Source organism: Sphingopyxis sp. Root1497 (genome assembly GCF_001427085.1).
In the GTDB taxonomy this organism is placed as follows: domain Bacteria; phylum Pseudomonadota; class Alphaproteobacteria; order Sphingomonadales; family Sphingomonadaceae; genus Sphingopyxis.
In genome coordinates this window covers 250,400-263,546 of the sequence record NZ_LMGF01000001.1, presented here as the reverse complement: position 1 = coordinate 263,546, position 13,147 = coordinate 250,400, and the positions used below count along the sequence as shown (strand labels likewise).

8 protein-coding genes are annotated in these 13,147 nt (G+C 63.5%); 1 reads left to right on the top strand and 7 read right to left on the bottom strand.

Annotation, left to right across the window (positions count from 1 at the left end; all coding sequences use genetic code 11):
* Positions 1 to 3: 3 nt before the first annotated feature.
* From ASD67_RS01260 to ASD67_RS01235, 6 genes are all read right to left on the bottom strand, one after another.
* Positions 4 to 1,233 carry a cytochrome P450 gene (locus tag ASD67_RS01260; protein ID WP_056342088.1) on the bottom strand — a complete coding sequence of 410 codons (1,230 nt, stop codon included), beginning with the start codon at positions 1,231 to 1,233 and terminating at the stop codon, positions 4 to 6.
* Positions 1,234 to 1,262: 29 nt separating this feature from the next.
* Positions 1,263 to 2,741, bottom strand: a complete 1,479-nt coding sequence (locus ASD67_RS01255) for an acyl-CoA reductase (protein WP_056342085.1) — start codon at positions 2,739 to 2,741, stop codon at positions 1,263 to 1,265.
* Positions 2,742 to 2,773: 32 nt separating this feature from the next.
* Entirely contained in the window at positions 2,774 to 4,201 is a 1,428-nt protein-coding gene (locus tag ASD67_RS01250; RefSeq protein WP_056342082.1) for a hypothetical protein, read from the bottom strand.
* Positions 4,202 to 4,231: 30 nt separating this feature from the next.
* The gene (locus ASD67_RS01245) at positions 4,232 to 5,398 is read right to left on the bottom strand and encodes an NADH:flavin oxidoreductase (protein ID WP_235535523.1); all 1,167 of its coding nucleotides are present in this window, start codon (positions 5,396 to 5,398) and stop codon (positions 4,232 to 4,234) included.
* Between the two features lie 62 nt (positions 5,399 to 5,460).
* The gene (locus ASD67_RS01240; protein WP_082544756.1) at positions 5,461 to 7,887 is read right to left on the bottom strand and encodes a TonB-dependent receptor; all 2,427 of its coding nucleotides are present in this window, start codon (positions 7,885 to 7,887) and stop codon (positions 5,461 to 5,463) included.
* 43 nt (positions 7,888 to 7,930) lie between these two features.
* Entirely contained in the window at positions 7,931 to 9,556 is a 1,626-nt protein-coding gene (locus ASD67_RS01235; protein ID WP_056342076.1) for a GMC family oxidoreductase, read from the bottom strand.
* A gap of 171 nt (positions 9,557 to 9,727) precedes the next feature.
* On the opposite strand from ASD67_RS01235, the gene ASD67_RS01230 reads away from it, so the two are divergent.
* Complete coding sequence (locus ASD67_RS01230; protein ID WP_082544755.1) at positions 9,728 to 11,938, top strand: molybdopterin-containing oxidoreductase family protein; 2,211 nt, start codon at positions 9,728 to 9,730, stop codon at positions 11,936 to 11,938.
* A 20-nt stretch (positions 11,939 to 11,958) separates the two neighbouring features.
* On the opposite strand, the gene ASD67_RS01225 is transcribed toward ASD67_RS01230, so the two are convergent.
* On the bottom strand, positions 11,959 to 13,137 hold the full coding sequence (locus tag ASD67_RS01225; RefSeq protein ID WP_200937963.1) for an aromatic ring-hydroxylating oxygenase subunit alpha: 1,179 nt from the start codon (positions 13,135 to 13,137) through the stop codon (positions 11,959 to 11,961).
* Positions 13,138 to 13,147: the final 10 nt, after the last annotated feature.

The following is a 13,147-nucleotide window of genomic DNA, read 5'->3' as shown; positions in this document are numbered from 1 at the left end:
GGCTCAGGCCGCGCGGACTGGTGCCACGTCGGCGTCCCAGCGGAGCGGAAGGCTGTCGAGTGCCATCACCAGTCCGGCGCGGCTGCCGGGATCGCGATCGTCGGCAACCCGGAACGCGGGCATGCGGCTGAACCATTGCTCGTAGAAGATGCGCAGTTCGGTACGCGCCAGCGCGTGGCCGAGGCAGAGGTGGGGGCCCGTCGAAAACGTCAGATGGGTCCGCGCTTCCCGATCGAGATCGAAGCGGAGCGGGTCGTCATTGTGGCGATCGTCACGCCCCGCGAGGCTCAGGATGCTCAGCACCATATCGCCTTTCCGGAAGCGTGCTCCCGCAAGATCGATGTCGTCGACCACCAGGCGCGGCGTATTGACGACACCGAACATGCGGATCACCTCCTCGGCAAAGGCGCCCGCCTCGGCCGGATTGCCGCGAAGCCGCTCCTGCAAGGCGGGGTCGCGGGCGACATGACGGCATCCGAAGGTCATGACATTGGTCACCGTATCGAGCCCCGCGAGAAAGAGCAGCTGCACCATCGACATCAGTTCGTTATCGGTGAGACGGCGCCCGTCCTTGAGTTCGGCGGCGATCAGTTGGCTCAGCAGGTCGTCGCGCGGTTCGCGTTGCCGCTCAGCGATGCACAGACCAAGTTCGCCGGTGATGTCGACCATCGAAGCGCGCATTTCCTCGTGCGAGGACACGGCGAAATGTTCTTCGGCGAGACGACGAAAAATGCCGTGCTTTTCCATCGGCAGCCCCATCAAGCGCATGAAAACGCCGACGGGATAATGGGCGGCAATATCTTCGAGGAAGTCGCATTCGCCGCGGTCCGCCACCCGGTCGATCAGCTCGTCCGCGAAGGCTTTCAGGTCGGGCTCCATCTCGCGAACCGATTTGGCGGCGAAGATGGGCTGGAGCAGCTGGCGGAAGGGAATATTGTCCGGGGGATCGAGCGACAGCGGGATAAACACCGGCGGGTTGGGATTGTAGGGGATATTCATCTGCTGCGTCGAGAAATGCTCGGGGCTGCGGACGATTTGCGCGATGATATCATGGCGCGTCGCGACCCAATGGCCGCCGTTGCGCGGCGTGTAGAAGACGTCCGGCACGCGCCGCTGTAACGCCGAATAGGCGAGATGGACGTCCTCAAGCAGGCCCGCATCGCGGTAGATATCGAAATCGACGACAAGCGCCGGATCGACATGCGGCGGCACCGCGCTAACCATGGTATCCATATTTCTCTCCGTGAGTTGGTGCGGCTCGGTCAATCAACCCAGATCGGGCGGGTAATCTTGGGATCGACTTCTTCGCGGAATATCCATTTGACGAGGCGCCGCGTCGGCTCGAGCCCGTCCTGGGGTCCGCCGAACCCGGTCATCGTCGCTCCGGCAAAACCCAGCGAAACAAGCCGCTGGCCACCCGCGATCGCCACCTTGTCCGCGATCTGCGGCGCCAGTTGTTCGGGATATATGCCGACGGTCTGGGTGTAGCTGTCGATGCGGGGAAAGATTTCGTCGAGGCTGTCGACCGGTACGAGATTGGCCACGCGATTGATCAGTGTCGGCGCGAAATCGACGGGCTCGGGGAGCTTCGACACGATCATGGCCCCTTCGCCATCGCCGCCGCCGACGACTTCGTAGAAATCGTCGAGCATAGACGCCGCGTCGATCGCCTTTTTAAGTTCGCGATCGATGCCATGCTTGGGCTTGGTGCTGATCCGCTCGGGAAGGACCATCATCCGGTCGTAAACGCGCTTCGCGAGATCCGAAACGCGTGCGATTCCCGCTTCGTCGGTTCCCGATTCGACATAGATGACGCGCGCGCTGGCGCAGACTTCCTGGTTGTGCGCGCCGACATCGGCGGCGATGCGCTGGGCGGCTTCGTCGATCGAAGCGCCCTCCGCAAACGTCTCTTTTCCGACGATACTGATGCTGCGCTTCGGGTCGAGCGTGACGAGCTCGAGGCCGGGCTGAAGATATTGCGAGACATGCTTGACCGACGCGAAGCCGCCCCAGGCCACGATCTTGTCGATGTTGTGCGGCTGGTAAAGCTGGCTTTCGAAGGCTTCGTCGCCGCCGCGCCAATAGGCGACGCTCAGGTGGCGGGTGATGGGATGATCGGGCGCCATGTCGATCATTGTCCGTGCGATCGCGATGCCCGTGAAGGGATCATTCGACGGCGCCTTGATGATGGCATCGCTGCGCGCGACGGCATTGCGGATCACCGTGACCGCCGAAAGCACCGGGCTGTTCCCGGCGACCACATGGATCGACCGCGCGCCGAACGCGCGGACATAACGCTTCGCGCCGGTTGCCGCCGTTCGCGTATGGACCCAGCCGTCGAGGAATGGCCGTCCGATCTGGTCGATCGTGTCTTCGAGCGCGTCGCGCGTGAAGAGCGAAGGCAAACGCTCATATTGGTTGCGCACCAGCGGCGGCGTCGTGGGCGCGGTTTGCATGCTGAGCTCGATCGAAGCCTGCAAATGCTCGTTGCGCGCGAGGGTCAGCGCGTCGCCCAGCGACCGCAGATATTCGACGATCTCGTCGACCGAGATCGCATGCAGGTCGGCGAGCCGCTGGGGATTGCCCATCGGCAGGCGGCGGAGCAGCGTCATGGGATCGGGCGCGGCGAATTGCAGGTCGCCGTTCCGGCCCCCGAAGGGCACGAGACCCGCGGAGACCACCTCGCCACGGATGATCGCCGGCGCGAGCGGCAGGGTTTCTGTATAGAGGACTGAGGCCATCTCGAATTCACTTTCTCATGGTCGCGGGCTGTTCACACCGCGGTCGATTGCATCCCTACGAGGAACTCCATCGCTTCTTCATGCGCGTCATAGGAGGCCGCGCAGCTGATCTTGTCGTCGCCGCCGCGCTGTTCGCTGAACCGCCCGATCCGCGGCGCAAGATAGGGACCCGTACGGCCGCAAACGCAGGGCTTGTCCCATGTCATCGTGACCTCGTCGCCGGTGATGAAGCCGCCCCAGTGAATGTCCGGAAGCAGGTCGAAAAAGGCCATGCGCCCCGTCGTCGTCCCCGTCCGTGGAAGCGGCTTGCTCGTATCGGGGTCGAGGATGAAAGGAATGACCCACGGCGCGATATGATAATGGCCATGCGCGCAGTCGAGATTGCTGCTGCTGAGTTCGGTCATGCTGTAGTTCATCTGCACATTCGGCACGCCCGCGAACTCGCAAAGTCGACCGCGCCAGTCGTCGGGCAGCGTCATGCCCTTCGCTCCGCCACCGGTAGAGACACAGGAATCGGCGGCGAAGACCTGGCGCATCCCGTCCGCCAACCCCTTTTCGGCCAGCGGCACCAGATAGCTCGGCGCCGCGGTCATGAAGATGCGCTTGCCCGAAAGGTCGCGGCTCACATCGGCAAGAAACGCATGCATCCGGGCGGTGCGGTCGGACTGGTTCGTTTCGAACTGCTCGAGCCGCGCCAGCAGGGCCTCGGGGACTTCGATCCTGTCGAGTTCGCCCTTCGCCTTCGCCGCGCGCAAACGGCCCGCCAGATAGAGAATATCGGCACTCATCTTGCCGGGGAGCGCGACATGCATGAACGCTTCGTCGCCTTTGGCGATATATTTGAAATAGGCATCGTTGACGCGAAAATGCGCCGATCCTCCCGCCCTGTAGCTCGGAATGATGACATGCGCCTTCGGACTGGGGTCGTCGGGCCGCGGATCCCCGAATTTCTGAAAGCGCAGCGGATATTGCTTGCCGAAGGAATCGACCTCGCGCTTGCCTTTCGGAAACAGCGAGACCGTGCCGCTCGTCCCCGAGCTATGGTGAATGACGAGCGGCGATTGCGCGTCCATCACGTCGAGCCAGCTGTCGATACTGTCGCAGGCGGAAACGTCGATGTCGCCGAGCTTGAGCGTCGTGAGCTTCTCGAGCCACCCGTTGATCATCCGGAACTGGCTCTTGGCGAGCAGCGAGGCCGGATAGCTCTTGTAGACCGTATGTTCGAAGAGCAGCGGCACAAGGTCGTCGAAATCTTCGACAGCATCGACCCCTTCGGCGTCCGCCAGCTTCTTGAGATAGGGTATGGCGTCGCGATGCTGCGCGAAGCGCGCCTTCATTCCGGCCCGCTGGAAGGTCAGCCGATCGGCATCGGGCATCGACCACAAGCGCGTCGCCGACCAGTCGAAAAATTCGACCGGGTCGGCGATGAAATCGCCAAGACCATGGGGAGAGTCCGTCATGCTAAGTCCCTTTCCGGCTTGGATAGCCGTCTATTCCAATGAGCCGAGAATGGCGGGGTCGAAGGGTCGAAGCTCTTCGTAGCGCCCGGCGCGAATCTTCTCGGGCCAGCCCGGGTCGGAGAGCAGCGCCCTGCCGACCGCGACCAGATCGAATTCCTCTTGCGCAAGCCGGTCGACGAGTTCGTCGATGCGGCCGAGGTCGCCAGTGCCGGCGGTCTCGGCGCGCAGCATGCCGCCGATGAAGTCACTGTCGAGGCTGACACTGCCGACCGTAATCGTAGGAATGCCCGTCAGCTTTTTGACCCACCCAGCAAGGTTGAGCGACGAACCCGTATATTCGGGTTCCCAGAAGCGGCGCTGCGAACAGTCGAACATGTCCACGCCCGCGGAAGCGATCGGCGCCAGCAGCGCTTTGAGGCGCTCGGGCGTATCCTCGAGCTTCGCGGCATAATCATGCCCTTTCCACTGCGAGATACGCAGCAGCAGGGGGAAGTCAGGACCCACCTCGCGGCGTACGGCCTCGACGACCTGGACGGCGAAGCGGGCCCGCCGTTCGATGCTGCCGCCAAATTCGTCTTCGCGCAAATTGGTGCGCGCCCACAAAAACTGGTCGATCAGATAACCATGGGCGCCGTGCAGCTGCACGCCGTCGAAACCGGTCTCGATCGCGGCCGTGGCACCGCGCGCAAATGCATCGACAACCTCCTGGATTTCGCCCGGCGTCGCGGGGTCCCGGACGACTTCCAACTGACGGTTGAGACCCGAAGGACCGACGCCAACAAGCTCGGGATCGGGACAGATGGCGGGATCGCGCTGCAATCCCACATGCCACAGCTGCGGAATGATTTTAGCGCCGCCCGCATGGGCTTCGTCGGCGACCCGGCGCCATCCGTCCAGCGCGGCGCGTCCCCAAAAGTGGGGCACGGCCTTGTAACCGCCGGCATCGCGCGTCTCGATCGTCGTCCCCTCGGTGATGATCAGCCCGCACCCGCCTTCGGCTCGCCGCCGATAATAGCGCGCCACATCGTCGCCCGGCGCGCCGGTGGGCGAGAAATAGCGCGTCATCGGCGCCATCACGATCCGGTTCTTCAGGTTCAGCGACTTGAGCGAATAGGGCTTGAACAGCGGCTCGGGCGATCGGGATCGCATTTCGGTTTCGACGCCGACCGATGCGGTGAAATCGTCCAGACTGGCCATCTTCGCTTTTGCTCCATTATCGGTCCGGGCCTGCGGCGCGGCGCGGCGCAGGCCCGGAAAAGTCAGAATTTATAGCTGAACTGCAGGCTCACCGAACGGCCCACCTCGGTCGTCGACACAAGGTCGGGATAGACGCTGGCGGCGGTGCCGGTCCCCGAACCCTGCCCCGTCTGGTCGATCGTCGCGAAATAGATGATCTTGTTGGTGAGGTTGCGCCCGATCAGCGAAAGCTCCCAGCCATCTTCGTCCTGCCCGAGCGTCACGCTTCCGTTGATCAGCGCGTAGCCGGGCTGCTTCGCGCGCGGGTTGAGGGCATCGTGGGTGTCGAAGCTGCTCGTGTAGCGGACATCGCCCGCCAGCTTGAAGCGGAGGTTCTCGCCGACCGGCGTTCCGAAGTTGAACCCGCCGCCAAGGCTCCACTCGGGGGCACGCGGCGGTGTGCGGCCATCATAGTCCTGACCGGTGAAGATGCCGGTGGGATTGGGGTTCAGGTTGCAGCCCTGCGCGATGGTCTGGCCACCATAGCATTGGCCGACATAGTCGTGGAACTTCGCATCATTATAGCTTCCGGCCAGATTCAGGCGCAGGTCGCTATCGCCGTCGAGGACGTTGTAGCTGGTGTCGATTTCGATCCCGCGCGTCGTCAGCAGGCCGGCGTTCGCGACATTGTAGGACACGGTCGCGGCATCGAACACGAGGGTCTGCAAATTCTTATAGTCGTAATCGTAGAGCGCGACGTTGAACGTCATGCGGCCATCGGCAAGCTGCCCCTTGGCGCCAAGCTCGAAGCCCGAAGCGGTTTCCGCGCGAAAGATGAGATCGCGGATGGTCGTGGCGTTGCGCAGATACTGGCTCTGGTTGTAGCCGCCCGACTTGTACCCCGTCCGGTAACCGCCGTAGATCGTCAGCTGCCGGCTCGGCTTGTACGCGATCGTGACCTGCGGGGAGACGTCATTTTCCTTGAGCGTGTCGTTGACGTTGCGGCCCATCGGAAACACGCCGCGCAAGGCCGGCGCGACATAGCTCAACGTATAATCGAAATCCTTGCGCTCCCATGTCGCGCGGGCACCGCCGTTGATCTCGATCGTGTCGCCGATTTTCAGCGAGAGCTCGCCGAAGATCGAATAGGTTCGCGTATCGAGGTCCATGTCCTGCTGCGCCGAGAAGCGACGACCGGTCACGGGGTCGACGGGCGTGTTCTGGAACAGCGCCGCATTGGTGACCGGGAAATCGGTCTTCTGATAATAGGTCCCGACCGTCGCGTTCAGCGGGAAGTCGAAATCCGTCGCGAGACGAAACTCCTGGCTGAAGGCCGAATATTTCTGCAGCTCGTTCGCCCCGAACTGACCGAAGGAGAAGGTCGAATATTGCTTCTGGTCGTTGACGAAATAGGCTGTCACCGAGGTGAGGTCGATATCCCCGGGGCTGTAGTTCATGTCGAGCGACGTCAACAATACGCGGTTCCTGGTGTAGGGCACGCCGCCGCGCGGATCGGGATATCCAACAATCAGCGCCGCGGGCGACGAGTAGATCGAAGCGCTCCGATTGACCCGGCAATCCTCGCGCAGGTCGACCACGCCGAACACGGGCTGCGGCGTGCCGTTCGGGCAATAGAGATTCTGACGGACCACCGGCTGCGCATCGTTGCTCGAGGCGAACAGCTTGAAGCGGGCCTTGAAGTCCGAGCTCGGTTCGAACTGAAGGGTCAGCCTCCCCGCGATTTCTCGCTGGCGCGGGTAGCGTCCGCCGAACGTTCCCATGATCAGCCCGCGACCGTCGGTGAAGGCGACCGCGTCATTGTGGAAATAACCCTGTCCGTCCGAGGCGCGGACCGCGACGCGTGCGCCGAGCGTGTCGGACAGCGGACCCGACGCCACGGCTTCGCCATAAGCCTGGCGCGATTCGAAATCATAGCCCGCCTTGACCGACAGTTCGAGCCGGTCGGTCGGATCGGCCGAGGTCATGGTGATGATGCCGCCCGGGCTGTTCTTGCCGAAGAAGAGCGCCTGGGGGCCTTTCAATATTTCCATCTGCGCGAGATCTAGATAGCCGATGTTGATCGCATTGCCGCGGCTGATCTGAACGTTGTCGATGTTGATGGAAATCGACTGCTCGAAACCGCGGCTGAGCGAACCCGTGCCAATGCCGCGCATATAGATGACCGAGCCTGCGCCCGACGAGGATCGGCCGACGAGCAGCGTCGGGACCAGCTTCGCCGCGTCCTGGATATTGGTGATATTCTGCTCGCGAAGCGTATCGCCGGTGATCGCGCTGATCGCGACGGGCACATCCTGGAGACGTTCGTCGCGGCGGCGTGCCGTCACGATGATGTCTTCGGAACCCTTACTTTCCTCGGCGCCGACGGGCGCCACGTTCGAACCCGAGTCCTGGGCATAAGCCGGTCCCGCGAGGGCTGCCGCAAGGATCATCGCCGATCCGGCGGCGACCAGGTGGCGCCTGATGCGGCGCATTTGTGCATTGGTCTTCATTTTTTAACCCCTCCCATATGGTTTTGCGTTGATGAATTGCGGCTCATTGACCGCTTCGTTCTCGATTTTCGGATTGGATGACGTCTGCCGCGCGCCAGGCGAAGGCCATGGTCGGCCCCTGCGTGTTCCCCGACGGGATAACCGGCATGACCGACGTGTCGACGACACGCAGGTTCTCGACGCCGCGCACGCGCAGTTTCGGATCGACAACCGACTGGTCGTCCTTGCCCATCCGGCAGCTGCCAACCGCATGGTAGCCGCATGTGGCAAAGCGATCATAGGCCGCGATGATCTCGTCATCGGTCTCGAAAGCCGGACCGGGCAGCGTTTCGCCGGCGACACAGTCCGCCAGCGGAGCGGTCGCCACGAAACGCCGCGCCGCGCGGACGGCGGCGATCATCTCGCGGCGGTCGCTTTCGCTTGCGCGATGGTTGGGGGCGATCACCGGCAGCGCCTCTGGATCGCGCGAATCGATATGGATGCTCCCCGCCGAGCTGGGGCGCAGCGGATAAACGACCATCGACATGCCCGGAAACGGCTCCGTGATCGGCTTTCCAGCCACCCTGTCCATGCTGTGCGGAGCGATCAGGAACTGGACGTCCGGGCGATTGAGGTCGGGGCGGCTCTTGAGCCATGCGCCCATGTCGAACGTCGCCGACCCAAGCGGGCCACGCCGCCCGAGAATATAGCGAAACCCGCTATGGAGAAGACCAAGGCTCCGGTGGTTGCGGTTGTAACTATCCGCGGCGTTGGCCATGCGCCATTGCATCAGCAGCGCGCGATGCTCGAGCAGGCCTTCACCGACCTGCGGACTGGCGGCAACGAGGTCGATGCCGAGCCGGGCGAGCCGCTCCGGATCGCCGATCCCCGACCGCTCGAGAAGCCCGGGCGACGACAGAGCACCGCCAGCAATGATGATTTCGCCCTTGGCGGCCAGCTCGCGCGACTGCCCGCGCTGGACAAAGGCGACGCCGGTCGCGCGGGTCCCATTGAACAGGATGCGGTCGACCGTCGCGCCGGTGATGACGGTGAGATTGGACCGGCGCCGCGCGGGCTGGAGAAAGGCGGTTGCGGCGCTCTGGCGCTGCCCATTCGCGATCGTGCGCGGGCAATAGCCGACCGCCGGCATATCGTCGGGCGCGTTGATATCGGCCTTCTCGGAAAGACCGAAGGCGCGGCCCGCTGCAAGCACGCGGTCATGCCACGCCATCCGCACATCGGATCCGGGAAGCGAAATCCCCAAGCGCCCCTTCGTTCCGCGCCCTTCGCCTTCGCCCATTTCGTGACGCTCGATCGCTTCATAGGCCGGGCCGATATGATCCCAGCCCCAGTCGGACCCGCTCAGTTCCGCGAAGCTCTCGAAATCGCTGGGCTGACCGCGCACATAGACAAGACCGTTAATCGCGGTCGACCCGCCCAGCGCCTTGCCGCGCCGCCAGCTCTCGACCTTGTCGCCGGTGCTCGGCTCGGCCCGCGTCCGGTGGGCCCACAGGCTGGCCGGCCGCATCGCAAGCTTTCCGACCGCCTTGGGGATGCGAAAAAAGGGGTGCCGCGTTTCGCCTCCAGCCTCGATCAGCGTCACCCGCGTCGTCCCGTCCGCGGTCAAGCGCTCGGCAAGCACGCAGCCCGCCGCGCCGGCACCGACGATGATATAGTCCGCGGCGGTCATCCGCGGACGCTTTGGTTCGGGACGCTGTGTTGGCACCACTTACCCATTCCCTGCCCACCGACGCGGCCAGTGCCGCTCCTATTGTTATGCGCCCCCTATGCGAGAGGTCTCGGCGTCAAGCAAGAAAAATGTGACATTAGATTGATTATGTATAAAACATAGTCGGCGACCATGGGCATCTGGCCCGATCTTCAGCAGGGAGACCGTCGAATGCGAGTCAAAACTGGCCAAAATGGCGAGCATTTCACCTTTTGCCGTATATGCGAGGCCTTTTGCGGACTCGTCGCGGAGGTTGCCGACGGCAAGGTCGTCGCGCTCCGCCCGGACCGAAGCAATCCTCATTCCAGGGGTCATGTTTGCGTAAAAGGCGTCAATATGCACGCGGTAACCCACGACCCCGATCGTGTGACAAAACCTCTCAAGCGTAAAGGTAACGTCGGAGAATTTATCGAAATCGAATGGGAGCAGGCCCTCGACGAGATTTCCGATGCCTTGCGATCGATTATGTCAGAGCATGGGACCGAAGCCGTGGCCAGCTATCTGGGCAATCCCACAGCCTTCTCGACCAATGCCATCATGGGGTTTGGCGAATTTCTGGGCGCCATAGGGTGCCGAAAATTCTACGGCGCCGCGTCGCAGGACACCAACGCCCGTATGCTGGGAAATTATGTGGTGCATGGCGCGCCCTATCCATTCAACATTCCCGATCTGTCGCGATGCGATTTCCTGATGATCGTCGGAGCCAATCCCCTTGTTTCGAACGGGTGGGGAATCTGCGCACCTCGCATGAGGCACGACCTTGACGCGATCGCCGCGCGCGGACGCGTCGTCGTCGTCGATCCGCGGCGCACCGAAACAGCGCGGCCCTATGAGCATGTGATGGTCCGGCCCGACAGCGATGCCTGGCTGCTTCTCGCCATGATGCGGGTGATCATCGACGAAGGGCTGGCCGACACCGACTGGCTGGCCGCGCACAGCGAGGGCTGGGGGGAATTGTTCGACGCGATCGCGCGGATCGACCCGGTCGCCGCGGCGGCGCGCACCGGACTGGCGTTCGATGACGTCGCCGCGCTGGCGCGCGATTTTGCGACAAGCGAGCGCGCCGCCCTCTACGCCGGCCTCGGTCTTTGCCGCGGTTATCATGGCGCCTTGGGCGCCTTTTTGTACAATGCGTTCAACGCGCTGACCGGCCGCTACGGGAGGCCGGGCGGAACGCGATTCGGGCTGAACCTCATCGGGGCGGTCAAGCCGTTCGGGGGCGGACATGGCGCGCCGTACACGCGGATCGGCCATATCCCGAGCATCGCGGGGATGCTCGCGACGGCGATGCTGCCCGCCGACATCGAAGAGCCCGGCGAGGGCCGTGTCCGCGCGCTGCTGATGTCCGCCGGAAATCCCGTCCTGAGCGCACCTGGCGGGGCCGTGCTCGAACGCGCGTTGAGCCAGCTGGAGCTTTTCGTCTCGTTCGACTTTTATGTGAACGAGTCGAACCGGCTTGCAACGCACATCCTACCGACGCCGACCTTTCTCGAACGGGCGGACTGGCCTTTTGTCGGCATGGGCAAGCTGCTGCAGCCCTTTCTTCAATATACCGATGCCGTCATCGAACCGGTCGGCGAGGTGCGCGACGACTATTGGATCTATTGCGAGATTGCCCGGCGCCTTGGACTGGACGCGCCCTCGCCCTCGCCGGAAAAGCAGGCGGCGGCGCGGCGCGGCGAGCTTGCCGATCCGGTCGGCCAGCTCGACGCCGCTATTCGCCAGGGGCCGGCGGGTGACCGCTATGGCGACAATCCCGACGGTTGGTCGCGCGACCGGTTACGCGATTATCCGCATGGGGTCATGGTGGAGAATATTCCCGATGATTTTGACAAATGGCAGGAGCGCATCGCCCATGCCGACGGCAGGCTCAGGCTCTGGCATCCCCTGATCGCCGCCGAGTTCGACCGCCTGCTGGCCAGCGCCGCTCCCGAGGGCATGGCGGGCGATACGGCAAATCTGATCCTGATCGGGCGCCGCGATATCCGTTCGATGAACTCATGGATGCACAATGTCGACAAGCTCGTCCGCGCGGGGGCGCCAACGCTGCTCATCCATCCCGACGACGCCCGCGCGCGCCGGATCGAAGATGGCGACCAGGTGACGGTGTCCAATGCGAACGGCTCGCTCACGCTGGCGGCGGAGATCTGCAACGACATCGTCGCCGGCACCGCGAGCTATCCGCATGGATGGGGTCACCGCGCGGGCTGGAACCGGGCCAACAGGACCGGCGGCGCGAACGCCAACCTCCTCGCCGGCGCGGGCGCCGAATGGGTCGAAACCGTATCCGGCATGTCGCTGATCGACTGCCTGCCGGTTCGGGTCGAACGGGCGCCGGCTTAGCGGCGCCCGGCCGGCACCGGTCAGGCGGCGCCGGTTTCGGCGTCGAGAATGGAATAATAGAGCGGAATCATCTCTTCGAGGCCGCAATAGATCACATCGGGCATGGCCCCTTGCACCAGCCCGCGGTGGCATTTCTCCGCCGCCTTGAAATCTTCGTTGCCGAAAACGTCGAGGATCATCGCATAGGATTTGGCGAAAAGCTCCTCCGCCTTGGGATTGTCCGGGGCGCCGCGGGTCAGCATCACATAGTCGACGATCGTCCGGTCGATCGCCTGCGGTGCAAGGATCATCATGCTGATATAATAGGGGCTGGTGACGACGACCAGATTGGGAAATGCCGTATAGGCGTGGGTGATCGATTTGTGGATATTTTCGCCGCCGCCCACCTTGTCCGGCGAGAATTGGACCTTGCCCGAAATCTGCCGGATATTGCGCCCGAGGCGGTGCGACAGGCCGGCGACGTCGGCGAACAGCGGCGCGACCGAATTGGCGTGCAGCCTCTTCACATGATAGGGTTCGAGGAACGGTTCGAGCACAAGCTTCCAGTTCGCCTTCAGCTCGAAACGCCGACGGCCATAGGCATGCATCTCCGGTATCCGCAAAGCCTCGAAGTCGATCATCAACTGACCTTCGATATCCGAAAAATCGGGTTCGCTGTCACGGGTCAGCCCGACCCAGATGACGCCGCCGATCTCGCGGCACGGCAACTCGGCGAGATTCCGCTCTTCGCGGCACAGGCCGGCAAAGCCCTCCTGCCGGGGAACGCCGATCAATTGCCCCTCAAGGCTGAACGTCCAGGCGTGATAGGGACAGACGAGACGCGGGGCGCGGCCCGGCTCGCCGGTTTCCACCAGCGAAGCGCCCTTGTGCGTGCAGGCGTTGAGAAACGCGCGCACGACGCCATCCTTCGCGCGGGTCAACAGGACATCGGGGCCATAGCTGTCGACCGCAAGCACATCGCCCGGGTTCGGCAGCAGCGCCGATAGCGCCATCGGAACCGGCAACCGGCGAAAGACCCGTTCCTGCTCCAGCGCGAACTGGTCTTCACCGAGAAAGAAGGACAGCGGACGCGAGTCCGATATAGCCCTGACTTCGTCGTCCACATGCGGCGGGATAGCCTTGATCGTCGCGATCTGGTCGGCGCTCAGGCTTTCGATCGTCGGGACATCCTGTATGCGGGCAGCGGCGGCAGTCGGCATGGTCATTCTC